Below are 24,779 nucleotides of genomic sequence, written 5' to 3'. Positions count from 1 at the left end.
AGGACGCGCGCGGCCGCGTGCGCGCGGGACGCGGACCTACTCGAAGCTGCCGAACGCGTCGTGCGACAGGTTGTCGAAGCGGGTGTACTCGCCGAAGAACTTCAGCTTGATCGACCCGGTCGGGCCGCTTCGCTGCTTGCCGATGATGATCTCGGCCAGTCCCTTGTCCGGCGAGTTTTCCTTGTTGTAGTAGTCGTCGCGGTAGATGAAGACGATCATGTCGGCGTCCTGCTCGATCGCGCCGGACTCGCGCAGGTCTGCCATCACCGGGCGCTTGTCGGCGCGCGTCTCCAGCGAGCGGTTGAGCTGCGACAGCGCGATGACCGGTACCTGCAGCTCCTTGGCCAAGCCCTTCAGAGAGCGCGAGATCTCGGAGATCTCGGTCGCGCGGTTCTCGCTGTTGCCCGGCACCGACATCAGCTGCAGGTAGTCGATCACGATCAGCCCGAGGCCGTGCTCGCGCTTGAGCCGGCGCGCCTTGGCGGCGAGCTTGGTCGGCGACAGGCCCGGCTCGTCGTCGAGGAAGATCTTGACCTCGCGCAGCTGGCGGATCGCGCTGGTCACGCGGCTCCAGTCCTCGTCCTCGAGCTGGCCGGTGCGCAGCCGCTGCGCGTTGACGCGGCCGACCGACGAGATCAGGCGCAGCGCGAGCTGGCTGGCCGACATTTCCATCGAGAACACCGCCACCGGCAGCTTGCTGCGGAACGCGGCGTACTCGGCCATGTTCAGCGCCAGCGTGGTCTTGCCCATCGCCGGGCGCGCCGCGACGATGATCAGGTCGGTCTTCTGCAGGCCGGCGGTGAGCTCGTCGAACTCGGTGTAGCCGGTCGGCAGGCCGGTCACGCTGCCGCCGCTGGCGTAGCGCGTCTGCAGCACGTCGAAGGCCTCGGTCAGCGCCTTCTGCACGGTGACGAAGTCGGTGCGGCCCTCGCTGGAGGCCTGCGCGATCGCCAGCACCTGGCGTTCGGCCTCCTCGAGGATCTCGCTGCTCTCGCGGCCGTCGGGCTGGAAGCCGTCGTTGACGATGCCTGTGCCGACGTCGATCAGCGCGCGCAGGATCGCCTTGTCCCGCACGATCTCGGCGTAGGCGGTGATGTTGGCGGCCGACGGCGTGGTGCTGGCCAGCTCGATCAGGTACGCGCCGCCGGCAACCTGCTCGATCAGGCCCATCGACTCGAACCACTCGCCGAGCGTCACCGCGTCGAACGGCTTGCTCTTCTCGGCCAGCTCGCGGATCGCGCGGAAGATCAGCTGGTGGTCGCGGCGGTAGAAGTCGTTGTCGTTGAGCCGGTCGACGATGCGGTCGAAGGCCTCCGGGTCGAGCATCAGCCCGCCGAGGACCGCCTGCTCGGCTTCGATCGACTGCGGCGGGACCCGCAGCTGGTCGATGCGCTGGTCGGCCCGCGACTCGAACCGCTTGTCGTCGAACCGCCGTTCGCCGCGATACCCCGGACGTGCGCTCATTACCGGTGCTGTCCCCTGGATGGGCCGTCTGCGCGGCCTTGATGAAAACGCTGGTCGGGCATCCTAGACCCCGCCACCGGCGGAGCGTTGCAGATAACCCTGTGGATATCGCCGGGATAACGCATGCCGCGGTTCTGCGCGCGCGGCGTCGCACCGGCTGCGACGCGTCCGCCCGTCCGTCGGACCGGGCCGCCGTCCCGGTGAAGGGCCCGCAAAGAAGAAGGGCGCCTTGCGGCGCCCCCCGTCATGCACTGCGCGTCGCCGGGATCAGGCGGCTTCGCCGACCACGATCACCTTGACGGTGGCTTCGATGTCGGCGTGCAGGTGGATCACGATCTCGTACTCGCCGGTGCGGCGCAGCGGGCCTTCGCCCAGCACCACTTCCGACTTCTCGACCTTGTGGCCGTTCTTGGTCAGCGCCTCGGCGATGTCGCGCGGCGTGATCGAGCCGTACAGCTTGCCCTCGGTCGACGCGTTGGCCGAGATCGTGACCTCGACGCCGTCGAGCTGGGCCTTGCGGCCCTCGGCGCCGTCCAGCGAAGCCTTGGCCTTGGCTTCGTACTCGGCGCGGCGCGCCTCGAACTCGGCCAGGTTGGTCGGGGTGGCCGGCGCGGCCTTGCCCTGCGGCACCAGGAAGTTGCGGCCGTAGCCCGGCTTGACGTTGACCTTGTCGCCGAGCTTGCCGAGGTTCTGCACGTTCTGCAGGAGGATCAGTTGCATGGTCTTGCTCCGTATTCGTTAGCGAGGCGCGCGCCCCGCAGCGATGGCTGTCCGAATGACAGGGAATCGATGGCGCGGTGCCGTGCCTCCCGCGCGGGGCGCGGGCAGGCGACGGACGCGATCAGGCGTTGTGGTTGTCGGTGTACGGGATCAGCGCGAGGAAACGGGCGCGCTTGACGGCCGTCGCCAGCTGGCGCTGGTACTTCGACTTGGTACCGGTCACGCGGCTCGGCACGATCTTGCCGGTCTCGGTGAGGTACTGGCGCAGGGTGTTGAGATCCTTGTAGTCGATCTCGGTGACGCCCTCGGCGGTGAACTTGCAGAACTTGCGGCGGCGGAAGAACTTGGACATGGGAACGTGCTCCTAGGAGGTCGTGATCAGGCAGCTTCGGCGCTGTCGTCGGCGTTGTCGGCGGTGCCGACCACGGTCTCGCTGTCTTCGTCGCGACGACGACGCTCGCCACGCTCCGGCTTGTCGCCCTTCTCGTCCTTGAACTTCATGATCAGGGACTGCTCGGTGTCGGCGCCGTCACGCTTCATGACCAGGTGGCGCAGCACCGCGTCGTTGAAGCGGAAACCGTCGACGAGCTCGTTGAGCACGGCCTGGTCGCACTCGATGTTGAGCAGGACGTAGTGGGCCTTGACCAGGTTCTCGATCGGGTACGCCAGCTGGCGGCGGCCCCAGTCCTCGAGGCGGTGGATGGTGCCGTTGCCGTTCTCGATCAGCGTCTTGTAACGCTCGATCATCGCCGGCACCTGCTCGCTCTGGTCCGGGTGGACCAGGAACACGACTTCGTAATGACGCATGGTGGTTCCTTGTGGATGGTTCGGCCGGCGGTCGCCGCCCGGATCAGCCCCCCGCCGCCCGGGATGGACGCGGTGGAGCAAGGTCCCCGGCGGGCGTGCAGCCCGCGGGAGCCGGAAAGTATGGCCGATTCAAGGGTTTGGGCGCAAATCGACAGCGTTGGACCCGCCCTCGGCGTGCGCGGCCCGGTCCCGAACGCGCGGCGACCTTCCCGGGCTGGGCCGGGACCAGCGGTGCGCTGCCCCCTGCCCGCCCGGCCCGGCACCGTCAGCTGGCCGGCCGGGCCTTCTGCGCCGCGATCCACGCGTCGATGTGGGTCTCCAGCGCCTGCAGCGGCACCGAGCCGGTCACCAGCACCGCATCGTTGAAGGCCCGCAGGTCGAACCGGTCGCCGAGCTCACGCGACGCCTTCTCACGCAGCTCGGAGATCTTCAGCTGGCCGATCTTGTAGGCCAGCGCCTGCCCCGGCCAGCCGATGTAGCGGTCGATCTCGTTGACCACGTCCTGGCGGGTCTTGGGCGCGTTGTCCATGAAGAACGCGATCGCCTTGTCGCGGCTCCAGCCCTTGCTGTGCATGCCGGTGTCGACCACCAGCCGGACCGCGCGCCACATGTCGTAGGCCAACTGGCCCATGCGGTCGTACGGGTCGTCGTACAGGCCCATGTCGTAGCCGAGCCGTTCGGCGTACAGGCCCCAGCCCTCGCCGTAGGCGGTGAAGTAGCCGACCCGGCGGAACATCGGCACGTCCGGCAGCTCCATGCCGCGGGCGAACTGGAAGTGGTGGCCCGGCACGGCCTCGTGCAGCGACAGCGCCATCATTTCCCAGGTCGGCCGGACCTCGGGCTTGTACAGGTTGACGTAGTAGTAGCCGGCACGGGTGCCGTCGACCGCGCCGGGCTGGTAGTACGCGGTGGTCGTGTCCGGGGCAATGTTGTCCGGGATCGCGCGCAGGCCGTACGGCAGGCGCGGGATCATCGCCGAGATCTTCACCAGCTCCGGGTCGATGCGCTTGGAGATCGCCTGGTAGGCGGTGAACAGCTCCTGCGGCGTCTTGTGGAAGAACTTCGGGTCGGTGCGCAGGTGGTCGAAGAACTCCGCCAGCGTGCCCTTGAAGCCGACCTCGGCCTTGACCTTCTCCATCTCGGCGCGAATGCGCGCGACCTCCTTCAGGCCGATCGCGTGGATCGCGTCGGCGGACAGGTCGGTGGTGGTGAAGCTCGCGGCGAGGAAGTCGTAATAGGCCTTGCCGTCCGGCAGGTCGGCCGCGGCGATCGTGGTGCGCGTACCCGGCAGGTACTCGTCGTTGAAGAACGTCGCGAACCGGCGGTACGCGGGCACCAGCTTGTCGGCGATGACCTGTTTGGCCTGCGCCTGCAGGGCGTCGCGCTCGGCCTGCGGGACGGCATCGGGGAATTTGGTGAAGGGCTTGTAGAACGGGCTCCGGGTCGGGTCGTCGACGACCTGCGCGGCGATCTGCCCGGTCACGCGCTCCATCAGCACGCGCGGCGGCGTGTTGCGCGCCTTCAGCCCCTCGCGCATCAGCGCGGTGGTCTGCTCCAGCTGCAGCGGCATGCCTTCGATGCGCGCCAGCCAGTCGCGGTAGTCCTTTGCCGTCGAGAAGCGCAGCACCTCGGCGATGCCCTCGGCGTTCTGCACGCCGCCGCGCTGGCTGAGCGGGCGCTGCCATTCTTTGTACTTCTGCCGCTCGACCGCCTTCTGCTGCTGCCACAGGAACACGTCGTAGTTGAGCTTGTCCTGCTCCGACAGCGCACTGCGGTCGATCGCGCGCAGTTGCGCGAGCACCTGGCGGTCGGCGGCCTCGCGCTGGGCGATGGCGGCCAGGCTCAGGTCGGTCCAGCGGTCGTTGTAGCGGTTGTCGCCGCGGTAGCTGGCGTTCTCCGGGTTCTCACGCATGTCGCGCTCCCACTCGGCGTCGAACAGCGCGTGCAGCGCCTTTGCGGCCGGCGAGGCGGGCGTCGCGGCGGGCGCGCCGGCCGGCGACGCGGATTGCGCGTGCACCGGGGAGGCGGACAGGACGGCGGCGATGGCGGCGGTGAGCAGCAGGCGGTGGATCACGGCGGACTCCGGCGGGCGAATCCGCCGAGTCTAGGGCCTCGGCCGCGCCGGCAGGCATGACGAAAGTTGGCCGCTGGCGCGCCTAGCGGAAATCGCGCGACTCCGCGTGCAGCACGCCGAGCATCGGGCTGAGGTCGTCGAGCTGGCGCGCGACCAGGTGCTCGACGCCGTCGACCCGCTCCCAGCGCCCGCGCACCGCCAGCAGCCGCGCTCCGAGCAGCGGCTTGCGCTGGCGCATCGCCAGGTCCGGCCAGACGATCACGTTGATCATCCCGTCCTCGTCCTCGAGGGTGACGAACACCGTGCCCCTGGCGGTGGCCGGGCGCTGGCGCTGGGTCACCAGGCCGGCCGCGCGCACGCCGCGGCCGTGCGGGGCCGCCCGCAGTTCGCGCGAGCCGGCGATGCGCTGCGCACGCAGGCGCTCGCGCAGCAGGCTCATCGGATGCGCGCCCAGGCTCAGGCCGACGGCGCGGTAGTCCGAGGCGATCTCCTCGCCGGCGCGCGGCGCGGGCAGAAGGATCGCGTCCTCGTCGGGGCTGCCCGGCAGCAGCGGCCGCCGGCCTTCGAGTCCGGCCACCGCCCAGCGCGCATCGTGGCGGTGCCCGACCAGCCCCTGCAGCGCGTTGGCCTCGGCCAGCGCGGCGCAGGCCTTGGCATCCAGCCCGGCGCGCAGGCGCAGGTCGGCCAGGTCGCGCAGCGGCCGCTGCCGGCGCGCCTGCACGACCGCGCGGCCGGCCGCCTCGGCCAGCCCGCGCACCTCACGCAGGCCGAGCCGGATCGCCGGCTGCTGCCGCGGATCGTCGCGGTCGACCAAGGTGCTGTCCCAGTCGCTGTGCAGCACGTCGACCGGCAACACCTCGACCGGCACGCGCGCCGCCGGCCCGTGCGGGTCCTCCGCGTGGGCCGGGGCACCGCGGCGCGCGTCCTGCACGATCTGGCTGGTCGAATAGAACCCCATCGGCTGCGAGTTCAGCAGCGCGCAGGCGAACGCGGCCGGCTCGTGGCGCTTGAGCCAGCAGCTGACGTAGACCAGCTTGGCGAACGACGCCGCGTGGCTCTGCGGGAACCCGTACGAACCGAAGCCCTTGATCTGTTCGAAGATCTGCTCGATGAACTCGGGCGAGTAGCCCTTGTCCTGCATGCAGTCGCGGATGCGCAGCCGGTGCGGCTCCATGTCGCCGCCGACGCGCCAGGCGGCCATCGACCGGCGCAGCTGGTCGGCCTCGCTGTCGGTGTAGCCGGCGTGCATCACCAGCTCCATCACCTGCTCCTGGAACAGCGGCACGCCGAGCGTCGGCTTCAGGATCGCCTCGACCTCCGGCGACGGGTAGCTGACCGCCTCCTTGCCCATGCGCCGGCGCAGGTACGGATGGACCATGCCGCCCTGGATCGGACCGGGGCGCACGATCGCGACCTCGACGACCAGGTCGTAGAAGCACGCCGGCTTGAGCCGCGGCAGCATCGTCATCTGCGCGCGCGACTCGATCTGGAACACGCCGACGGTGTCGGCGCGCTGGATCATCGCGTAGGTCGGACCGTCGCCGGGCGGCAGCGCGGCGAGGTCGAGGTCGCGGCCGCGGTGCGCGCGGACCAGCTCGATCGCCTTGCGGATGCAGGTCAGCATGCCCAGCGCGAGGCAGTCGACCTTCAGCATCTTCATCGTTTCCAGGTCGTCCTTGTCCCACTGGATGATCGTGCGGTCGGCCATCGCCGCGTTCTCGACCGGCACCACCGTCGACAGCGCCGCATCGCAGATCACGAAGCCGCCGACGTGCTGCGACAGGTGGCGCGGGTGGTCCTCCAGCTGCGCGGTCACCCACAGCACGCGCGCGACCAGCGGGTTGTCCGGGTCGAAGCCGGCCTCGCGCAGGCGCTGCTCCATCGGCGTGCCGCCGTTGCCCCAGCCGTAGCAGCCGGCCAGCAGCGCGACCTGGTCCGGCGGCAGGCCGAAGGCCTTGGCGACATCGCGCACCGCGCTCTTGCCGCGGTAGCGGATCACCGTGGCCGCCAGCGCGGCGCGCTCGCGGCCGTACTTGGCGTAGACGTACTGGAGGACCTCCTCGCGCCGCTCGTGCTCGAAATCCACATCGATGTCCGGCGGCTCGTTGCGCTCGCGCGACAGGAACCGCGCCATCAGCAGCCGGCTCTCGGTCGGGTCCACGGCGGTGATGCCCAGCGCGAAGCACACCGCCGAATTCGCCGACGAGCCGCGCCCCTGGCACAGGATCCCGCGGCCGCGCGCGAAGCGGACGATGTCCTCGACGGTCAGGAAGAACGCCTCGTACTTCAGGTCGGCGATCAGCGTCAGTTCGGTCTCGATCTGGCGGACGACGTCGGCCGGCGCGCCGCCGGGCCAGCGCTGGCGCATGCCGGCCAGGGTCAGCGCGCGCAGGTGGGTCGACGGGGTTTCGCCGTCGGGCACCAGCTCGGCCGGGTAGCGGTACGCCAGGTCGGTGCCGAGGTCGAATGTGCAGCGCGCGGCCAGCGCCACCGCGGCCTCGAGCAGCGCGCGCGGGTAGATGTTGCCGAGCGTGCGGCGCGCGCGCAGGTGGCGTTCGCCGTTGCGGAACAGGTGCGCGCCGCAGTCGGCCAGCGGCAGGCCGTGGCGGATCGCGGTCATCGTGTCCTGCAGCACGCGCTGGCGGCGGGTGGCCATGTGCACGCCGCCGGTGGCGACCATCGGCAGCGCGAGGCCATCGGCCAGCGCCTGCAGCGCGGCCAGCCGCGCGGCGTCGTCCTCTTCGCGGTGCAGGGCCACCGACACGAACGCGCGGTCGCCGAACACCGCGCGCAGCCACGCGCCATGCGCCGGCTCGGCGCGCAGGCCGGGGCCGGCATCGGGCAGCCACAGCGCGAACACGCCCGGCGCGTCGACGCCGGCGAACAGCGCTTCCACGTCGCCGCGGCGCAGCCGGTAGCTGCCCTTCCCCGCCGCGCGGCGGCCGCGGGTGATCAGCGCGCACAGCCGGGTGTAGCCGGCGGCGTCCTCGACCAGCAGGACGAAGCGGGCGCCGTCGTCGAGGGCGAACTCGCTGCCGACCACCAGCCGCACGCCGGTCGCGCGCGACGCCTCCAGCGCGCGCACGATGCCGGCCAGCGAGCACTCGTCGGTGATCGCCAGCGCGGCGTAGCCGCACACCCGCGCGCGCTCGAACAGCTCCTCCGCGCTGGCCGCGCCGCGCAGGAAGCTGAAGTCCGACACGCAGTGCAGCTCGGCGTACGCGGGCGAATCGTCGACCGGCACCGCGTCGTCGTTGGCGGCCTCGCGCAGCCGCGCGGCGACCTGCAGCGCGCGCGGCATGCGGTCGCCCGGCGTCTCGCGGTCGACGCCGTCGACGGCGTCGTCCCAGCTCATGCGAACCACCCGTGCAGCATCCAGCCGCACTGCTCGCCGGGCGCGGCGAACGCCCACGCGCGCTGCCCCTGCGAGGTCTCGAGCACGTAGTAGTCGCGGCGCGCGTCGGCGCCGTCCCACCAGCCGCTCTCCAGCCGCTCGGGGCCGGACACGATGCGCAGGTCCGGATCGCGCAGCGGCACCGGCCGCGGCAGCAGCCACGCCGGGCGCGGCGGGCGCCGCGGCGCGGGCACGGCGCACAGCGCGTCGTCGTCCGGGCCGGCGCGGCGCCACGCGCGTTCGGGGCGCGGGTCGCCGTCGGCGGCGATGCGGTAGACCGACTCGTCGCCCAAGCGCGCGCGCAATCGCTCGCGCAGCTGCGGCCACGGCACCGCCTGCGCCGGGCGGGCATCGAACAGGTCGCGCTCGGCCGGCACGAACGGCGGCAGCTCGCGCGCGAGCAGGCGCAGGCCGACCACCGGCGCGCCGATCGACGCCTGCTCGAGCCGGTTGCGCGCGATCTCGAACAGCAGCGCCGCGTCGCGTTCGGCCGCCAGCAGCCCGACCGGCACCTCGGTGTGGCCGTGCGCGTGCTCCAGCCGCAGCGCGAACCGCTGGACGCCGCCGTCGCGCCCGGACAGGTACACGGCCAGGTCGTTGACCAGCCGGCGCAGCGGGAACAGCAGCGCCTGGTGGCTCTCGACCTCGTAGCCCAGTTCGACCCGCGCATCGAAATGGTCCGGCGGCAGGTAGTACGCGAGCGGATCGTCGGCCTCGCCGTACAGGCGGTCGAGGTGCTCGAGCAGCGCCGCGCCGAAGCGCCGGCGCAGGCCGTCGCGCGGCAGCGCGCGCACCGCCGCCAGCGTGCGCGCGCCGACCGCGTGCAGGCGCTCGCCGGCGTCGTCGGGCAGCGCGGCGCGGCGGGTTGGCACGCGGTCGAGCATCAGCGCCAGCGCCGGGCCGCTACCGACCGCTAGGCCGTCGCGCAGGCCGGCCAGCACGCGCGCGGCGCGCGGCGTCGGCGCCAGTGCGAGCCGGTGGGTGAACCCGAGCGCCTGCAGCTCCTCGCGCAGGCGCGCGGCGAACCGCGGCCACGGCCCGAACAGGCGGAAGCTGGCGCGCGCCTCGAGCACGATCGCCCCGCTCCACTGCGCGCTGACCAGCGAGCTGTGCCGGTACGCCCACGCGGCGAGGAAGCGCTGCCAGCGCGCCTCGGCGCTTTCGTCGTGCTCCACCAGCTGGGCCTGCGCGCACAGCGCCTGCGCGGCGGACAGACGCATGCCCGGCGCCAGGCCCATCGCCTCGGCGGCGGCGTTGACCGCGTGCAGGTGGCGCAGGTGCGCCGGCCCGCCGACCAGCGCCAGCGCGCGGGTCGGGTCGGGCAACCGCCGCTGGACGGCGTCCAGCGCCAGCTGCGGCAGCGCGATGCAGGCCCAGAGCACGGCGAGGCCTCAGGTCGGCGACGGCGCGAACGGCGGTCGCGTCGCTCCGGGTGGCCTCGACACGATCGGCGCCGCCGCGCCCTGCCCCCGCGCGATCCGTCCCGGCGCCACGTGCTCTGGCACGACATGCTCCGGCAAGACCTGCTCCGGCAAGACGTGCTCCGGCAAGAACGGCACCGCCGGCGCCGGCGCGCCGCGGCATTTGCGCACGTGCCACGCCCCGCGCACGTGCTCCATGCGCAGCGCCGCCGGCGACGGGTTGTCGGCGTGCTGGCGGCCGCGGATCGCGAAGCCCAGGCACTGCCCGCTGTCGGCGGCGACCTGCAGGCGCCGCAGCGCCGGGCCGTCGGCGCGCAGCGGCCAGCCGAGCACCGCGCCGAACGCCGCACTGCGCAGGCACTGCTCGAACGCCCACAGCGCGTTGCGGGCGTCGCCGTCGACGACGTCGAGCCAGCGCAGGTCCACGCCCGCGGCCTGCCACGACGGCGCGTACGGGCGGTACGGCGGCGCGACCAGCGCCACGCGCGTGCCGGCGGTGGTCAGCCGCGCCAGCGTCGGCATCAGCACGGCCAGCTCGCCGACCCCGTCGGCCGGGATCAGCAGTTCGGTCAGCGCCCCGCACGGCCAGCCGCCCTGCGGCAGCAGCGCGTCGAGCGCGGCGAAGCCGGTCGGCTCGCCCAGCGGTTCGCCCGCCGCGCTGCGGCCGGCGCGCCACACCGTGCGCGCCGACAGCAGCGATTCAAGCGCAGTGGAGTCCGGGCGGAGGACGGCGGCCATCGCTCAGTCCGGCCGCACCAGGCCGCAGTACAGGCCCTCGATCGCGAAGTCGCTGCCGGGCGGCACCTCGATCGGGGCGAAGTCGGGATTGCGCGGCAGCAGCCGCAGCCGCGTGTCGTCGCGTTCGAGCCGTTTGATCGTGACCTCGCCGTCGATGCGCGCGATCACCACCTGCCCGCTGCGCGCGTCGGCGCTGCGCTTCACCGCGACGAGGTCGCCGTCGAAGATGCCGTCGTCGCGCATCGAATCGCCCTGCACGCGCAGCAGGTAGTCGGGGCGGGTCGAGAACAGCGCGCGGTCGAGCAGCACGTGGCGCTCGATGCCGGCATCGGCGCCGATCGGCGCGCCGGCGGCGACGCGGCCGAGCACCGGCAACGCCATCCGTTCCGATGCGCGGCCGCCACCGGCCTTCGACGACGCCGTCGGCAGGCGGATGCCGCGGGCCTCGTTCGGCCGCACCGTGAGGTGGCCGGCCTGCTGCAGCCGCTTGACGTGCTTGTGCGCCGCGCAGGCCTGGCGGAAGCCGAACGCGTCGGCGATCTGCTGCAGGGTCGGCGGCAGGCCTTCAGTGGCCGCGTGCGCGCGGATGAAGGCGAGGATCTCGGCCTGGCGTTCGGTGAGGTCGGAAGGCATGGTCGGTCAGGCAGTCGACGGAGTAAAAATGTATTTACTTCGGAAGGCGCGCACAACCGGCGCCGATGGCCCATTCGGCGCCGCCGCCGTCTCACCGGCTGCGATGGAAACGGATCAATCGCTTAGGCGGGAGTCGTGAGAATCCGCTTCACCGTCGCCAGCGCCACGGCGCCACCGCGCCGCCGGCCCGGATGGCTCGACTGCGCAACTGAACGAGGGAGGGGCTTTCCGCCCAGTACCGCAGGCCCGGACCGGTGAATGCACGGGCCGGATCACATCGCAGGACGCACGAACGGGCGCGGCGCGCCCGCGGCCTCAGGCGAGGCTTTCGTCGGTCGTGAAGCTCTCGCCGCAGCCGCATTCGGCGCTGGCGTTCGGGTTGCGGAACACGAACTGCTCGCCGAGGCGCTGCTTGACCAGGTCGATCCGGGTGCCGTCGACCACCGGCAGGCTGACCGCATCGACGAACACGCGCACGCCGTCCTGCTCGAACACGGTGTCGCCGTCGCGCTGGTCGCGGGCGAGATCGGCGGTGTGCTGCCAGCCCGAGCAGCCGGTGCGGGTCACGCCGAAGCGCAGGCCGAGCGCCTGCGCGTCCTCGGCGAGGTAGCGCTGCACGCGGGCCAGGGCGGCGGGGGTCAGGGTGACGGGCATGCGGACTCCAGAAGCGACGACGCGAGTATAGCGAGGCGGTGGTCGAAGCCCGGCACCGTGGGCGGGATGCCGCGTTGTCGCGACGACGCCGCGCCTCGCACCGGTGTCGGCCGAGCCAGTAAACTCCGACGTTTCCCACATTGGCCCGAACAGGCAAGGAATCAAGGCATGACGGTGGTCAGCGTCGAACAGGCGCTCGCGGGCAAGGTGCCCGCCGGCGGCGAAGTCACGGTCCGCGGCTGGGTGCGCACCCGCCGCGATTCGAAGGCCGGGCTGAGCTTCGTCAACGTCAGCGACGGTTCGTGCTTCGCGCCGATCCAGGTCGTGGCGCCCGCCACCCTGCCCAACTACGAGGCCGAGGTGAAGCACCTCACCGCCGGCTGCGCGGTCATCGCCACCGGCACGCTGGTGCAGTCGCAGGGCCAGGGCCAGGCCTTCGAGATGCAGGCCACGCGCGTCGAGGTGGTCGGCTGGGTCGAGGACCCCGAGACCTACCCGATCCAGCCCAAGCCGCATTCGCTGGAGTTCCTGCGCGAGGTGGCGCACCTGCGCCCGCGCACCAACCTGTTCGGCGCAGTCACGCGCATCCGCCACTGCCTGGCCAACGCGGTGCACCGGTTCTTCCACGAGCACGGCTTCTACTGGATCAGCACCCCGATCGTGACCACGTCCGACGCCGAGGGCGCCGGGCAGATGTTCCGGGTGTCGACGCTGGACCTGGCCAACCTGCCGCGCGGCAAGGACGGCGCGGTCGACTTCTCGCGCGACTTCTTCGGCAAGGAGACGTTCCTGACGGTGTCGGGCCAGCTCAACGTCGAGGCCTACTGCCTGGCGCTGAGCAAGGTCTATACGTTCGGCCCGACGTTCCGCGCCGAGAACAGCCACACCACGCGCCACCTGGCCGAGTTCTGGATGATCGAGCCGGAGATCGCCTTCGCCGACCTGGCCGAGGACGCGCGGCTGGCCGAGGAGTTCCTCAAGTACCTGTTCCGCGCGGTGCTGGCCGAGCGCATGGACGACCTGGCGTTCATCGCCGAGCGCGTCCAGCCTGATGCGATCACGCGACTGGAGAAGTTCGTCAACGCGCCGTTCGAGCGGATCGAGTACTCCGACGCGATCGGCCTGCTGCAGAAGTCCGGGCAGAAGTTCGAGTTCCCGGTCGAATGGGGCCTGGACCTGCAGACCGAGCACGAGCGCTGGCTGACCGAGCAGCATGTCGGCCGTCCGGTCGTAGTCACCAACTACCCCGAGCACATCAAGGCGTTCTACATGCGACTCAACGACGACGGCCGCACCGTCGCGGCGATGGACGTGCTGGCGCCGGGCATCGGCGAGATCATCGGCGGCAGCCAGCGCGAAGAGCGCCTCGACGTGCTCGACGCACGCATGGCGCAGTTCGGCCTCGATGCCGACCACTACCAGTGGTACCGCGACTTCCGCCGCTACGGCACGGTGCCGCACGCCGGCTTCGGGCTCGGCTTCGAGCGTCTGGTGGTGTACGTGTGCGGGCTGAGCAACATCCGCGACGCGATCCCGTACCCGCGCGCGCCCGGCCAGGCGGAATTCTGATGATCCTGTTCTTCGCCCTGTGCTTCGTCGGCGTCGCGATCGCCGGCGCCACCGCGTTCGTGATCTTCTGGCCGCTGACGCTGGTGCACGTGCGCGACCGCCACGCTGCGCTCGCCGCCGAACTCGGTGAGGGCGCGTTCGCCAAGCCGTCGGCGCTGGCCTGGCTGCTGCGCGGCGGCTACCGCAACGCCGGCGATCGCAACCTCAGCGGGCTGGCGACGCCGGCGCGGATCTCGCTGCTGGTGATCCTGTTTGCGCTGGCGGCGTCGGCGCTGCTGTGGCTGCTTTCGACGGTGGTGGGCGGATGAGCGATTCGAACGTGGAGTGGTGGCTGGCCTCGATCGGCCGCACGATCGTGTGGGCGCGCCTGCGCGTGCGCGACGCCGGCACCGCCGAGGTCTTCGACAGCGACGGCAACACCCTCGCCTACGACAGCGAGGACACGGCCCGCGCCGCGCTGATGGACGCCGAGTTCGTGAGCCTCGATGGCCTCGACGACGACGACGCGCGCGAGCGCGGCTTCGCGCTCGACGAGATTGCGCCGCCGGCGTCGGACGACGATGACGACCTGCGCGACCGGATGATCGTCAAGCTGCCGCCGCGCCACTGAGCGATGTACCTGCCGCGCGCGTTCGCCGAGACCGACCTGGCCGCGCTCGACGCGCTGGTGGCGCGCGACCCATTCGCCACGCTGGTGACGGTCCGCGACGGCGCGCCGACGATCAGCCAGCTGCCGGTGCTGCTGGTGCGTGACGGTGAGCGGGTCGAGCTGCACGGCCACTGGGCCCGCGCGAACCCGCAGTCGGCCCACGCCGGCCCGGCGACGGTGCTGCTGCACGGTGCGCACGCGTACGTGTCGCCCGGCTGGTACCCCGACAAGCGTGCGCAGGCGCGCGTGCCGACCTGGAACTACGCGAGCGCCGAACTGCACGGCGCGCTCGAGACGTACGACGACGAGGACGGCCTGGCCGACCTGGTCGACCGCCTGAGCCGCCACTTCGAGGCCCGGGTCGGCGGCGACTGGGCGTTCGAGTTCGACCGGCCGGAAGAGCGCGTGCAGCTGCGCGGCATCGTCGGCTTCCGCTTCCGCGCCGAGCGCGTGGCGATCAAGCACAAGCTCAACCAGAACCACCCGCGCGCCAACCGCGAGGCGGTGGTCGCCGCGCTGCAGGCGCTGCCGGGCGACGCCAACCGCGACGTCGCCGCGCTGATGCGCGCCGCACTCGCCACGAACACCGGAGACTGACATGGACCTCGAACTGACCGGCCGCCACGCGCTGGTGTGCGGCGCCTCCGAAGGCATCGGCCGCGCCGCGGCGCACGAGCTCGCCGCGCTCGGCGCCGACGTCACGGTGATGGCGCGTCGCGCCGAGGCGCTGCAGGCGGTGGTCGATGCCCTGCCCCGGCGCGGCGAACAGCGGCACGGCCTGCTGGTCGCCGACGTGTCGCAGCGTGACGACCTGGCGGCCGAGGTCGCGGCGCTGGCCGACGAACGGCCCGTGCACATCCTCGTCAACAACACCGGCGGTCCGCCGGGCGGGCCGGCGCACGGGGCCGACGCGTCGGCCTACGTCGATGCGTTCGGGCGCCACCTGCTCGCCAACCACGCGCTGGTGCAGGCTGTGCTGCCGGGCATGCGCGCGGCCCACTGGGGCCGCATCGTCAACGTGATCTCGACTTCGGTGCGCGAGCCGATCGCCAACCTCGGCGTCTCCAACACGGTGCGCGGCGCGGTCGCGAGCTGGGCCAAGACCCTGTCGCGCGAGCTCGGCCCGGACGGCATCACGGTCAACAACGTGCTGCCCGGCTACACCGAGACCGCGCGGCTGGCGCAGATCCTCGCCGACCGCGCGGCGGCGTCCGGCAAGGCGCAGACGCAGGTTGCCGACGGGATGCTGGCGACGGTGCCGGTCGGCCGCTTCGCCCAAGCCGGCGAGGTCGGCGGCGTAATCGCGTTCCTGTGCTCGCCGGCCGCCGCGTACGTCAACGGCGTCAGCCTGCCGGTCGACGGCGGGCGGATGCAGTCGATATGAGCGACCTCGCCGACCGGCCGCTGTGGCGGATGGTGCCGGCCGCGCTGCTGGTCGGCGGATCGGTCGTGCTGGGCTGGGACTACCTGGTGCAGTCGCTGGGCCAGGGCGCGGAGTACGTGCACCGCGGCTGGTTCGCGACGCTGATCGGCGCGTTCGTGCTGGCGATGGCTGCGTGGGTGCCGCTGGCGGCGCTGCTGATCGGCCTGGTGCCCACCTACGCGTTGCGCCTGTCGCCGCCTCGCGTGCCGATGACCGAGGGCGAGCAGGTGCCGCTGGTTGCCGGCGGATTCGTCCTGTTCGCGATCGCGATGGCGGCGCCCGCCGCCTTCATGTGGACCATCGCGAAGCCGCGGGCGACGGCGTACGCCGGCTACGGCACCGCGTTCGACTGGACCGCGGGCGTCATGATCGTGTCGCTGGCGCTGGGTGCATCGCTGCTGTGCACGCGCGTGCTGGCGGGACGGCCGGCCAAGGCGCCTCCGGCGATCGCCCCGCGCGCGTACTGACCGGACCTGCCGCTGCCGGAACCACCGATGCCCGAAGGCCCCGAGATCCGCCGCGCCGCCGACCGGCTGGCCGAGGCCGTCGTCGGCCAGCCGATCGAGTCGGCGTGGTTCGCCTTCCCCACGCTGAAGCACCACGAGGCAGCGCTGGTCGGCGCCCGCGTCCGCGCGATCGACCCGCACGGCAAGGCCCTGCTGACCCGGTTCGACAACGGCTGGACGCTGTACAGCCACAACCAGCTGTACGGCGTGTGGTCGGTGGCCAAGGCCGGCGAGCGGCCCGACTCGACGCGGGCGCTGCGCGTGGCGATCGAAACGGCGCGCAGCGCGATCCTGCTGTACTCGGCGTCGGACATCGAGATGTGGCGCGACGACGAGCTCGGCCGGCACCCGTTCCTGGCCAAGCTCGGCCCCGACGTGCTCGACCCATCGCTGGACGAGGCGGCCGTCGAACAGCGACTGCGCGGCGACCGGTTTTCCGGCCGCGCGCTGTCGGTGCTGCTGCTCGACCAGTCCTTCCTCGCCGGCATGGGCAATTACCTGCGCTCGGAGGTGCTGTTCCAGGCACGGCTGCTGCCGTCCCGCAGGCCGCGCGACCTCGACGACGACGAACGCCGACGGCTGGCCCACGCGCTGCTCGACGTGCCGCGACGCAGCTACCGGACCCGCGGCACCCGTCGCTACGCGGCCTCGGTCAACGACACGCCGGCGGGCTTCCGCTTCGCCGTGTTCGATCGCGCCGAACTGCCGTGCGACGGCTGCGGCGGGCTGGTCGAACGCCGCGAGATCGGCGGCCGGCGGCTCTACCTGTGCCCGCGCTGCCAGCGCTGAACAGGTCGGCCACACGCCGCGCCGGTTAAGCTAGGCGCATGCAGCGACTGCACCACCACATCGCCGGGCAGCCCCGCGAACCGCACGGCGGCCGCTGGCTGGAGGTGTTCGACCCGGCGAATGCGCGGGCCTACGCGCAGGTCGCCGCCGGCACCGCCGCCGACGTCGAGGACGCGATCGCCGCCGCCGACGCCGCCGCCCCGGCATGGGCCGCGCTGGCCCCGAGCGAGCGCGCGCGCTGGCTCGAGAAGCTCGCCGATGCGCTGGAGGCGCGGCTGGTCGATTTCGCCCACGCCGAGTCCCGCGACGGCGGCAAGCCGATGCGGCTGGCGCGCGAGATCGAGATCCCGCGCGCGGTGGCCAACCTGCGCTTCTTCGCGCACGCGGCGACCCAGTTCGCCAGCGAGTCGCACCACGGGCAGGCCGGGCTCAATTACACGCTGCGCACGCCGCTCGGCGCGGTGGCGACGATCTCGCCGTGGAACCTGCCGCTGTACCTGTTCACGTGGAAGATCGCGCCGGCGCTGGCGGCCGGCAACACCGTCGTGGCCAAGCCATCGGAAGTCACGCCGGTGACGGCGACGATGCTGGCCGAACTCGCCACGCAGATCGGCCTGCCGGCCGGCGTGCTGAACGTCGTCCACGGCGTCGGCGCCGAGGTCGGCGAGGCGCTGGTGACCGATGCGCGGATCAAGGCCGTGTCGTTCACCGGCAGCACCGCGGTCGGCCGCCGCATCGCCTCGCTCGCCGCGCCGCTGCTGAAGAAGGTGTCGCTCGAGCTCGGCGGCAAGAACCCCACCCTGGTGTTCGCCGACAGCGACTGGCGCGAGCACCTCGACGTGCTGGTGCGCTCGGCGTTCCAGAACTCCGGTCAGATCTGCCTTTGCGGCTCGCGGATGCTGGTCGAGCAGTCGATCCACGCCGAGTTCCGCGACGCGCTGGTCGAGCGCGCGATCGCGCTGCGGGTCGGCGACCCGATCGACGAGGACAACCAGCTAGGCCCGCTCGTGTCGCAGGCGCATTTCGACAAGGTCGTCGCCGCGCTCGAACGTGCGCGCGCCGAGGGCGGCCAGGTGCTGTGCGGCGGCGCCGCGCTCGACCGGCCAGGCTGGTTCGTTGCCCCGACCGTCATCGACGGGCTCGGCCCGGACTGCGCCACCAACCGCGACGAGATCTTCGGCCCGGTGGTGACGCTGCAGCCGTTCGACAGCGACGAGCACGCGCTCGCGCTGGCCAATGCGAGCGACTATGGGCTGGCGGCGTCGGTGTGGACGCGCGACCTCAACCGCGCCCACCGGATGGCCGCGCAGCTGCGCACCGGCATGGTCTGGATCAACACCTGGATGATGCGCGACCTGCGCACGCCGTTCGGCGGCACCGGCGCGTCGGGTCTCGGCCGCGAGGGCGGCATGGAGGCGATGCGTTTCTTCAGCGAGGCCAAGAACGTCGGCATCGCGCTGCCCTGACCCCGCCACCTCACCTCACCACGCACCACGGATACGCCGTTCCGCATGAGCAACCTCGACGAACTGCTGCGCAACAACCGCGACTGGGCCGAGCAGGTCCGCCGCGATGACCCGACCTTCTTCAAGCGCCTGTCGCAGCAACAGGCGCCAAAGTACCTGTGGATCGGCTGCTCCGACTCGCGCGTGCCGGCCAACCAGATCACCGGGCTGGCGCCGGGCGAGGTCTTCGTGCACCGCAACGTCGCCAACGTGATGTCGCACGGCGACCTCAACTGCCTGTCGGTGATGCAGTTCGCGGTCGACATCCTGAAGGTCGAGCACATCCTCGTCGTCGGTCACTACGGCTGCGGCGGTGTGCACGCGGCGTTGAACGGCACCCGCGTCGGGCTCGCGGACAACTGGCTGCGCCACGTCGGCGACGTCGCCCAGAAGCACGCCGCGCTGCTCGACGAGGTCGAACTCGACGCCCTGCGCCACGCGCGGCTGTGCGAGCTCAACGTGATCGAGCAGGTGCTCAACGTCTGCCAGACCACCGTCGTGCAGGACGCGTGGGCGCGCGGCCAGACGCTCGGCGTGCACGCGTGGGTGTACAGCCTGCACGACGGGCGCGTACGCGAACTGGGCCCCGGCATCGACGGGCCCGACGAGGTCGCACCGGCCTACGCGGCCGCGATCGAACGGGTCCGGCAGCAGGGGCACGAGGCATGAGCGATGCCATCCACGCCAGCGGCGCGCCGCGCGCGGTCGGCCACTACCCGCACGCACGCCGGGTCGGCCACCTGCTGTTCCTGTCCGGCATCGGTCCGCGCGACCCGGCCAGCAACGCGATCCCCGGCAACGTGCACGACGCCGACGACCGCCTGATCTCGTACGACATCGACCTGCAGGCGCGCGCGGTGTTCGCCAACGTGCGCGCGGTGCTCGAAGCCAGCGGCGCGCGCTGGGAGGACCTGGTCGACGTGACCGTGTACCTCACCGACATGGCGCGCGACTTCAAGGCGTACAACGCCGTGTGGGCCGAATACTTTCCCGACCCCTCGACCGCGCCGTGCCGGACCACGCTGGGCATCACCGCGCTGCCGACGCCGATCGCGATCGAGCTCAAGTGCGTGGCCGCCCTGCCCGGCTGACACGGCCGCCCGACCGCCGCGCGCCGAACCCGACCGACTGGAGACCGTCCCGATGTTGCCCGCCCCACTGAACCTTCAGGCCTGGATCGACGAGCGCCGCCACCTGTTGAAGCCGCCGGTCGGCAACAAATGCATTTACGATGGCGACTTCATCGTCATGGTCGTCGGCGGGCCGAACGCGCGCACCGACTACCACTGGGACGAGGGCGCGGAGTGGTTCTACCAGCTCGAGGGCGAGATGGTGCTGCGCATCCAGGAGGACGGAAAGGTGCGCGACATCCCGATCCGCGCCGGCGAAACCTTCCTGCTGCCGCCGCGCGTGCCGCATTCGCCGCAGCGCATGGAGGGCTCGATCGGGCTGGTCATCGAGCGCAAGCGCCTGCCGCACGAGGACGACGGCCTGCTGTGGTTCTGCGCACAGTGCAACGCCAAGCTGTACGAGGAGTTCTTCCACCTGGTCGACATCGAGCAGGACTTCCCGCCGGTGTTCGACCGCTTCTACTCGTCGCTCGAGCATCGCACCTGCAAGGCCTGCGGGCACGTGAACCCGGCGCCGGCCAAGTACGTGATGCCGGACACCTGAGATGATCTCGGCCGACCTGCTGTCCGCCAACCTACTGTCGCCGGTGGTGCTGGCGTTCGCGCTGGGCGTCGTCGCGCGGCTGGTGCGCAGCGACCTGGAAATCCCCGGCGCGATCCAGCAGTACCTGTCGATCTTCCTGCTGCTGGCGATCGGCCTGAAGGGCGGCGTCGCGCTGAGCCAGGGCGGCGACCCGCTGCGGCTGGGCGGGCTGGTGCTGCTGACGATCGCGGTCGGCGTCGCGACCGCGGCGTCGGCCTACTTCGCTGCGCGGCTGTGGCTGCGCGACGTGCGCACCGAAGCCGCGGCGATGGCGGCGCACTACGGTTCGGTGTCGGCGGTGACTTTCATCGCCGCTCAGCAGTACGTCGAGCGCGGCGGCGGCGCGCCCGACGGCGTGCTGGTCGCGCTGGTGGTGGCGCTGGAGATCCCGGCGATCCTGCTCGGCCTGGCGATCGGCAAGGGCGGCGCGGTGCGCATGGCGCAGGTGCGCGAGGTGCTGACCGGCAAGACCGCGCTGCTGCTGCTCGGCGGCCTGGCGATCGGCGCGCTGGCCGGCAAGCAGCGCATCGCCAGCGTCGACGCGATGTACTTCCAGCTGTTCCAGGGCACGCTGATGCTGTTCATGATCGACATGGGCATGCTCGCCGCCGCGCAGCTGCGCACGATCGGGCGCGAGGCCGCGCGGCTGGTGCCGTATGCGATCGCGGTGCCGCTGCTGCACGGGTGCGCCGGCGCGGCAGTCGCGCGGCTGGCCGGCATGGAGCCGGGCACGGCGACGGTGTTCGCGACGATGGTCGCCAGCGCGTCGTACATCGCCGCGCCGGCGTCGATCCGCGCGTCGATGCCCGAGGCCAACGTCGGCCGCTGCCTGGCGGCATCGCTGGGCGTCACCTTCCCGTTCAACCTGGCCATCGGCATCCCGCTGTACGGCGTGGTGGCCGGGGCCATCGGTGGCTGAGCCCGAATGCTGAAGATCGATACCCACGCCCACTACCTGCCGCGCGACTGGCCCGACCTGGCGCGCAAGTACGGCGACCTGCGCTTCCCGGTGATCCACCACACCGACGACGGCCGCCACCGCATCTACAAAGACGGCAAGTTCTTCCGCGAGATCTGGTCGAAGACCTGGGACCCGCAGGAGCGCATCGACGACTACGCGCGGTTCGGCGTGCAGGTGCAGGTGATCAGCACCGTGCCGGTGATGTTCAGCTACTGGGCCAAGCCGCAGCACGCGCTGGAGTTGCACCAGGCGCTCAACGACCACATGGCCACCACCGTGCGCCAGTTCCCGCGCCATTACGCCGGCATCGGCACCGTGCCGCTGCAGTCGCCGCGGCTGGCCGTGCAGGAGCTCGAGCGCTGCATGGACCAGCTCGGCCTGCAGGGCGTGCAGATCGGCAGCCACGTCAACGACTGGAACCTCGACGCGCCGGAGCTGTTCGAATTCTTCGAGGCCGCCAGCGACCTGGGCGCGGCGATCCTCGTGCACCCGTGGGACATGATGGGCGCCGCGTCGATGCCGAAGTACTGGCTGCCGTGGCTGGTCGGCATGCCGGCCGAGCAGTCGCGCGCCGCGTGCTGCCTGGTGTTCGGCGGCGTGCTCGAGCGCCTGCCGAAGCTCAAGGTATGCATGGCCCACGGCGGCGGCAGCTTCCCGTACACGATCGGCCGCATCGAGCACGGCTTCAACATGCGCCCGGACCTGGTGGCCACCGACAACCCGCGCAACCCGCGCGAGTACCTCGACCGCCTCTACTTCGACTCGTGGGTCGCCGACCCGCGCGCGCTTCGCTACCTGCTCGACACCTGCGGCGTCTCGCGGGTGATGCTCGGCACCGACTACCCGTTCCCGCTCGGCGAGCAGGAGCCGGGCGCCGGCATCGCCGCGCTGGGGCTCGACGCCGCCGAGCAGGCGCGCCTGTACCACGGCACCGCGCTCGAATGGCTCGGCCTGCCGCTGTCGCGATTCGCCTGAGCCACGCTCCTGCCGCTTGATCCCTTCGCCATTGCTTTCCGGAATCCGCTCGCCGTGACCGATCTGTTCGCCCCGTCCCACGCCGCCGCGCTCGACGCCGCCGACCCGCTGCCGACGCTGCGCCACGAGTTCCTGCTGCCGCGCCACGGCGGCGCCGAACAGACCTACTTCGTCGGCAACTCGCTCGGCCTGCAGCCGCGCGCGGCGCGGCGCTACATCGACGAGGTGCTCGACAAGTGGGCGCACGAAGCCGTCGAGGGCCACTTCACCGGCGACGCGCAGTGGATGACCTACCACGGGCTGGTGCGCGAGCCGCTCGCGCGGCTGGTCGGCGCGCAGCCGTCGGAAGTGGTCGCGATGAACACGCTGACCGCGAACCTGCACCTGATGATGGTCAGCTTCTACCGGCCGACGCGCGAGCGCCCGGCGATCCTGGTCGAAGCCGGCTCGTTCCCGTCCGACCGCTACGCGGTGGCCTCGCAGGTGGCCTTCCACGGCTTCGACCCGCACGCCGACCTGATCGAGCTGCAGCCTGACGAACCCGGCGGCCTGTTTTCGATGGGCGCGATCGAGCGCGCCATCGCCGAGCACGGGCCGCGGCTGGCGCTGGTGCTGTGGCCGGGCGTGCAGTACCGCACCGGCCAGGCGTTCGACCTTCCGGCGATCGCCAGGCTCGCCCACGCGGCCGGCGCGGCGTGCGGGTTCGACCTCGCGCACGCGGTCGGCAACGTGCCGCTGGCGCTGCACGACAGCGGCGCGGACTTCGCGGTGTGGTGCCACTACAAGTACCTGAACTCCGGTCCGGGCGCGATCGCAGGCTGCTTCGTGCACGAGCGCCACGCCCACGCCGACGTTCCGCGCTTCGCCGGCTGGTGGGGCCACGACCCGTCCAGCCGCTTCCTGATGGGCCCGGACTTCGTGCCGTCGGCCGGCGCCGACGGCTGGCAGCTCAGCAACCCGCCGATCCTCGGCCTGGCGCCGCTGCGCGCGTCGCTCGACCTGTTCGACCGCGTCGGCATGCCGGCGCTTCGCGCCAAGTCGATCCGGCTGACGGGCTACCTCGAAGCTCTGATCCACGCGGGCCTGTCGGACACGCTGGAGATCCTGACCCCGGCCGAGCCCGAGCGCCGCGGCTGCCAGCTGTCGCTGCGCGTGCGCGGCGGCCGCGAGCACGGCCGCGCGCTGTTCGAGCACCTCGCCGCGCGCGGCGTGCTCGGCGACTGGCGCGAACCCGACGTGATCCGCATCTCGCCGGCGCCGCTGTACAACACCCATGCCGATGTCCTGCGCTTTGCGCGCACGGTGCAGGGATGGAAGACCGCGTGACCGCGCCGCGCGCGACCTGGAATAACGCCCTGACGGCCCTGACGGCCCTGACGGCCCTGCGCGGCCACCTGCCGGACGGACTCGACCGATGAGCCACGACGCCTCGCGCCACATCACGATCATCGGCGCCGGGCTGGCCGGTGCGCTGCTGGCCACGCTGCTGGTGCAGCGCGGCTGGCGCGTCGACGTGTACGAGAAGCGCGGCGACCCGCGCGTGCACGGCTACGGCGGCGGCCGCTCGATCAACCTCGCCCTGGCCGAGCGCGGCCTGCACGCGTTGCGGCAGGCCGGCGGCGATGACGAGGTGATGGCGCGGGCCGTGATGATGCGCGGCCGCATGGTCCACTTCCTCGACGGCCGCACCGACCTGCAGCGCTACGGGCGCGACGACAGCGAGGTGATCTGGTCGGTCAACCGCGGCGAGCTCAACATCACCCTGCTGAACCTCGCCGAGCAGGCCGGCGTGCGGCTGCACTTCTACCGCTCGCTCGACCATGTCGACTTCGACGGGCAGGTCGCCACGTTCGCCGACGAGGGCGGCTACGACCGCGTCGCGGTGCGCTTCGACGCGCTGGTCGGCGCCGACGGCGCGGGCTCGGCGCTGCGGGCGGCGATGCGCGGGCAGCTCGAACTGGGCGAGCGCACCGAATTCCTCGGCCACTCGTACAAGGAGCTCGAGATCCCGCCGGCCGCCGACGGCAGCTTCCGGATCGAGCCGAACGCCCTGCACATCTGGCCGCGCGGCCGCTACATGTGCATCGCGCTGCCGAACGACGAGCAGACCTTCACCGTCACCCTGTTCCTGCCGAACGAGGGCGACCCGAGCTTTGCGACGGTGCGCAACGGCGCCGACGTGCGCGCGCTGTTCGAGCGCGATTTCGCCGATGCGATCCCGCTGATCCCGGCGCTGGAAACCGACTTCGAGCGCAACCCCACCGGGCTGCTGGCCACGCTGTACCTGGACCGCTGGCACCTCGACGGCCGCGCGGTGCTGCTCGGCGACGCCGCGCACGCCATGGTGCCGTTCCACGGCCAGGGCATGAACTGCGCGTTCGAGGACTGCGTGGCGCTGGCCGAGCACCTCGACCGCACGCCCGACCGCGCGGCGGCCTTCGCCGCGTTCCAGGCCGAACGGCTGCCGAACGCGCGCGCGATCCAGCAGATGGCGCTGGAGAACTACCTGGAGATGCGCGACCGCGTCGACGACCACGACTACCTGCTGCAGCGTGCGCTGGAACTGCAGCTCGCGCAACGGCATCCGGACCGCTTCATGCCGCGCTACTCGATGGTCACGTTCCAGCGCATGCCCTACGCGACCGCTTTGGACCGGGGCCAGCGCCAGCGCGCGCTGCTGGTCGAACTGACCGCCGGCCACGACACGCTCGACACGCTGGACTGGGACGCGGTCGACGCCACCGTGCGCGCCCGGCTCGAGCCGCTGCCGCTGGACGCCTGACG

The 24,779-nt window shown here is 71.9% G+C and carries 24 protein-coding genes and 1 pseudogene; 15 read left to right on the top strand and 10 right to left on the bottom strand.

The genetic code is table 11. The annotated features are described in order from the left end of the window. Nucleotides 1–36: 36 nt before the first annotated feature. The 10 genes and pseudogenes from D3A60_RS07885 to D3A60_RS07840 all read right to left on the bottom strand — a co-directional run bounded on the left by D3A60_RS07885 (nt 37) and on the right by D3A60_RS07840 (nt 11,905). The gene (locus D3A60_RS07885; RefSeq protein WP_119718151.1) at nt 37–1,464 is read right to left on the bottom strand and encodes a replicative DNA helicase; all 1,428 of its coding nucleotides are present in this window, start codon (nt 1,462–1,464) and stop codon (nt 37–39) included. Between the two features lie 267 nt (nt 1,465–1,731). Further along, nucleotides 1,732–2,184, bottom strand: coding sequence for a 50S ribosomal protein L9 (rplI, locus tag D3A60_RS07880; protein ID WP_119718150.1), 453 nt, complete (start codon nt 2,182–2,184; stop codon nt 1,732–1,734). Between the two features lie 121 nt (nt 2,185–2,305). Then, nucleotides 2,306–2,536: a 30S ribosomal protein S18 gene (gene rpsR, locus D3A60_RS07875; RefSeq protein WP_119718149.1), complete on the bottom strand. Its 231-nt coding sequence runs from the start codon at nt 2,534–2,536 to the stop codon at nt 2,306–2,308. A gap of 26 nt (nt 2,537–2,562) precedes the next feature. Next, nucleotides 2,563–2,991, bottom strand: a complete 429-nt coding sequence (rpsF, locus tag D3A60_RS07870) for a 30S ribosomal protein S6 (protein WP_119718148.1) — start codon at nt 2,989–2,991, stop codon at nt 2,563–2,565. Nucleotides 2,992–3,256: 265 nt separating this feature from the next. Next, entirely contained in the window at nt 3,257–5,065 is a 1,809-nt protein-coding gene (locus D3A60_RS07865) for a DUF885 domain-containing protein (protein WP_119718147.1), read from the bottom strand. Nucleotides 5,066–5,147: 82 nt separating this feature from the next. Further along, nucleotides 5,148–8,420: an error-prone DNA polymerase gene (locus tag D3A60_RS07860; RefSeq protein ID WP_196778689.1), complete on the bottom strand. Its 3,273-nt coding sequence runs from the start codon at nt 8,418–8,420 to the stop codon at nt 5,148–5,150. Further along, on the bottom strand, nt 8,417–9,841 hold the full coding sequence (locus D3A60_RS07855; protein ID WP_119718146.1) for a Y-family DNA polymerase: 1,425 nt from the start codon (nt 9,839–9,841) through the stop codon (nt 8,417–8,419). The genes D3A60_RS07860 and D3A60_RS07855 overlap by 4 nt, the downstream gene beginning before the upstream one ends. 156 nt (nt 9,842–9,997) lie before the next feature. Beyond that, a pseudogene (gene imuA, locus D3A60_RS07850) lies at nt 9,998–10,618 on the bottom strand (translesion DNA synthesis-associated protein ImuA); the annotation flags it as partial. 3 nt (nt 10,619–10,621) lie between these two features. Beyond that, nucleotides 10,622–11,251: a transcriptional repressor LexA gene (gene lexA / locus D3A60_RS07845; RefSeq protein ID WP_119718144.1), complete on the bottom strand. Its 630-nt coding sequence runs from the start codon at nt 11,249–11,251 to the stop codon at nt 10,622–10,624. A 315-nt stretch (nt 11,252–11,566) separates the two neighbouring features. After that, entirely contained in the window at nt 11,567–11,905 is a 339-nt protein-coding gene (locus D3A60_RS07840) for a HesB/IscA family protein (RefSeq protein ID WP_119718143.1), read from the bottom strand. A 168-nt stretch (nt 11,906–12,073) separates the two neighbouring features. Between D3A60_RS07840 and asnS the strand changes: the two genes are divergently transcribed. The 15 genes from asnS (at nt 12,074) to D3A60_RS07765 (ending at nt 24,777) form a co-directional block, all read left to right on the top strand. Next, complete coding sequence (gene asnS / locus D3A60_RS07835) at nt 12,074–13,474, top strand: asparagine--tRNA ligase (RefSeq protein ID WP_119718142.1); 1,401 nt, start codon at nt 12,074–12,076, stop codon at nt 13,472–13,474. After that, nucleotides 13,474–13,782, top strand: a complete 309-nt coding sequence (locus D3A60_RS07830; RefSeq protein ID WP_119718141.1) for a hypothetical protein — start codon at nt 13,474–13,476, stop codon at nt 13,780–13,782. The genes asnS and D3A60_RS07830 overlap by 1 nt, the downstream gene beginning before the upstream one ends. Then, a complete protein-coding gene (locus D3A60_RS07825) occupies nt 13,779–14,084 on the top strand; it encodes a hypothetical protein (RefSeq protein WP_119718140.1) in 306 nt (101 codons plus the stop codon). Before D3A60_RS07830 ends, D3A60_RS07825 begins: the two co-directional genes overlap by 4 nt. Before the next feature lie 3 nt (nt 14,085–14,087). Continuing rightward, complete coding sequence (locus tag D3A60_RS07820; RefSeq protein ID WP_119718139.1) at nt 14,088–14,720, top strand: FMN-binding negative transcriptional regulator; 633 nt, start codon at nt 14,088–14,090, stop codon at nt 14,718–14,720. Nucleotide 14,721: 1 nt separating this feature from the next. Next, nucleotides 14,722–15,507, top strand: a complete 786-nt coding sequence (locus D3A60_RS07815) for an SDR family oxidoreductase (RefSeq protein WP_119718138.1) — start codon at nt 14,722–14,724, stop codon at nt 15,505–15,507. Further along, the gene (locus D3A60_RS07810) at nt 15,504–16,013 is read left to right on the top strand and encodes a hypothetical protein (protein WP_119718137.1); all 510 of its coding nucleotides are present in this window, start codon (nt 15,504–15,506) and stop codon (nt 16,011–16,013) included. The genes D3A60_RS07815 and D3A60_RS07810 overlap by 4 nt, the downstream gene beginning before the upstream one ends. Before the next feature lie 27 nt (nt 16,014–16,040). Next, nucleotides 16,041–16,841: an endonuclease VIII gene (nei, locus tag D3A60_RS07805; RefSeq protein ID WP_119718136.1), complete on the top strand. Its 801-nt coding sequence runs from the start codon at nt 16,041–16,043 to the stop codon at nt 16,839–16,841. A gap of 38 nt (nt 16,842–16,879) precedes the next feature. Then, a complete protein-coding gene (locus tag D3A60_RS07800) occupies nt 16,880–18,307 on the top strand; it encodes an aldehyde dehydrogenase (RefSeq protein ID WP_119718135.1) in 1,428 nt (475 codons plus the stop codon). 45 nt (nt 18,308–18,352) lie between these two features. Next, a complete protein-coding gene (can, locus tag D3A60_RS07795) occupies nt 18,353–19,015 on the top strand; it encodes a carbonate dehydratase (protein WP_119718134.1) in 663 nt (220 codons plus the stop codon). Further along, on the top strand, nt 19,012–19,437 hold the full coding sequence (locus tag D3A60_RS07790) for a RidA family protein (RefSeq protein ID WP_119718133.1): 426 nt from the start codon (nt 19,012–19,014) through the stop codon (nt 19,435–19,437). Before can ends, D3A60_RS07790 begins: the two co-directional genes overlap by 4 nt. A gap of 52 nt (nt 19,438–19,489) precedes the next feature. After that, entirely contained in the window at nt 19,490–20,020 is a 531-nt protein-coding gene (locus tag D3A60_RS07785) for a 3-hydroxyanthranilate 3,4-dioxygenase (RefSeq protein ID WP_119718132.1), read from the top strand. Nucleotide 20,021: 1 nt separating this feature from the next. Continuing rightward, the gene (locus tag D3A60_RS07780; protein ID WP_119718131.1) at nt 20,022–20,978 is read left to right on the top strand and encodes a sodium-dependent bicarbonate transport family permease; all 957 of its coding nucleotides are present in this window, start codon (nt 20,022–20,024) and stop codon (nt 20,976–20,978) included. A 6-nt stretch (nt 20,979–20,984) separates the two neighbouring features. Beyond that, the gene (locus tag D3A60_RS07775) at nt 20,985–21,995 is read left to right on the top strand and encodes an amidohydrolase family protein (RefSeq protein ID WP_119718130.1); all 1,011 of its coding nucleotides are present in this window, start codon (nt 20,985–20,987) and stop codon (nt 21,993–21,995) included. A 54-nt stretch (nt 21,996–22,049) separates the two neighbouring features. After that, nucleotides 22,050–23,321: a kynureninase gene (kynU, locus tag D3A60_RS07770; protein ID WP_119718129.1), complete on the top strand. Its 1,272-nt coding sequence runs from the start codon at nt 22,050–22,052 to the stop codon at nt 23,319–23,321. A gap of 88 nt (nt 23,322–23,409) precedes the next feature. After that, nucleotides 23,410–24,777 (top strand): FAD-dependent oxidoreductase, encoded by a 1,368-nt coding sequence (locus D3A60_RS07765; protein WP_119718128.1) that lies wholly within the window; start codon nt 23,410–23,412, stop codon nt 24,775–24,777. Nucleotides 24,778–24,779: the final 2 nt, after the last annotated feature.

Origin of the sequence: Cognatilysobacter tabacisoli (genome assembly GCF_003586305.1) — a bacterium.
Taxonomy (GTDB): domain Bacteria; phylum Pseudomonadota; class Gammaproteobacteria; order Xanthomonadales; family Xanthomonadaceae; genus Cognatilysobacter_A; species Cognatilysobacter_A tabacisoli.
The sequence above is the reverse complement of the archived record's forward strand: the minus strand, read 5'-3'. Positions and strand labels throughout refer to the sequence as shown.

Bases quoted from the DNA above. Each gene is read 5' to 3' on its own strand.
- D3A60_RS07885 (WP_119718151.1), bottom strand. From the start codon at position 1,464: ATGAGCGCACGTCCGGGGTATCGCGGCGAACGGCGGTTCGACGACAAG.
- rplI (WP_119718150.1), bottom strand. From the start codon at position 2,184: ATGCAACTGATCCTCCTGCAGAACGTGCAGAACCTCGGCAAGCTCGGC.
- rpsR (WP_119718149.1), bottom strand. From the start codon at position 2,536: ATGTCCAAGTTCTTCCGCCGCCGCAAGTTCTGCAAGTTCACCGCCGAG.
- rpsF (WP_119718148.1), bottom strand. From the start codon at position 2,991: ATGCGTCATTACGAAGTCGTGTTCCTGGTCCACCCGGACCAGAGCGAG.
- D3A60_RS07860 (WP_196778689.1), bottom strand. From the start codon at position 8,420: ATGAGCTGGGACGACGCCGTCGACGGCGTCGACCGCGAGACGCCGGGC.
- lexA (WP_119718144.1), bottom strand. From the start codon at position 11,251: ATGCCTTCCGACCTCACCGAACGCCAGGCCGAGATCCTCGCCTTCATC.
- D3A60_RS07840 (WP_119718143.1), bottom strand. From the start codon at position 11,905: ATGCCCGTCACCCTGACCCCCGCCGCCCTGGCCCGCGTGCAGCGCTAC.
- asnS (WP_119718142.1), top strand. From the start codon at position 12,074: ATGACGGTGGTCAGCGTCGAACAGGCGCTCGCGGGCAAGGTGCCCGCC.
- D3A60_RS07830 (WP_119718141.1), top strand. From the start codon at position 13,474: ATGATCCTGTTCTTCGCCCTGTGCTTCGTCGGCGTCGCGATCGCCGGC.
- D3A60_RS07825 (WP_119718140.1), top strand. From the start codon at position 13,779: ATGAGCGATTCGAACGTGGAGTGGTGGCTGGCCTCGATCGGCCGCACG.
- D3A60_RS07820 (WP_119718139.1), top strand. From the start codon at position 14,088: ATGTACCTGCCGCGCGCGTTCGCCGAGACCGACCTGGCCGCGCTCGAC.
- D3A60_RS07815 (WP_119718138.1), top strand. From the start codon at position 14,722: ATGGACCTCGAACTGACCGGCCGCCACGCGCTGGTGTGCGGCGCCTCC.
- D3A60_RS07810 (WP_119718137.1), top strand. From the start codon at position 15,504: ATGAGCGACCTCGCCGACCGGCCGCTGTGGCGGATGGTGCCGGCCGCG.
- nei (WP_119718136.1), top strand. From the start codon at position 16,041: ATGCCCGAAGGCCCCGAGATCCGCCGCGCCGCCGACCGGCTGGCCGAG.
- D3A60_RS07800 (WP_119718135.1), top strand. From the start codon at position 16,880: ATGCAGCGACTGCACCACCACATCGCCGGGCAGCCCCGCGAACCGCAC.
- can (WP_119718134.1), top strand. From the start codon at position 18,353: ATGAGCAACCTCGACGAACTGCTGCGCAACAACCGCGACTGGGCCGAG.
- D3A60_RS07790 (WP_119718133.1), top strand. From the start codon at position 19,012: ATGAGCGATGCCATCCACGCCAGCGGCGCGCCGCGCGCGGTCGGCCAC.
- D3A60_RS07785 (WP_119718132.1), top strand. From the start codon at position 19,490: ATGTTGCCCGCCCCACTGAACCTTCAGGCCTGGATCGACGAGCGCCGC.
- D3A60_RS07780 (WP_119718131.1), top strand. From the start codon at position 20,022: ATGATCTCGGCCGACCTGCTGTCCGCCAACCTACTGTCGCCGGTGGTG.
- D3A60_RS07775 (WP_119718130.1), top strand. From the start codon at position 20,985: ATGCTGAAGATCGATACCCACGCCCACTACCTGCCGCGCGACTGGCCC.
- D3A60_RS07765 (WP_119718128.1), top strand. From the start codon at position 23,410: ATGAGCCACGACGCCTCGCGCCACATCACGATCATCGGCGCCGGGCTG.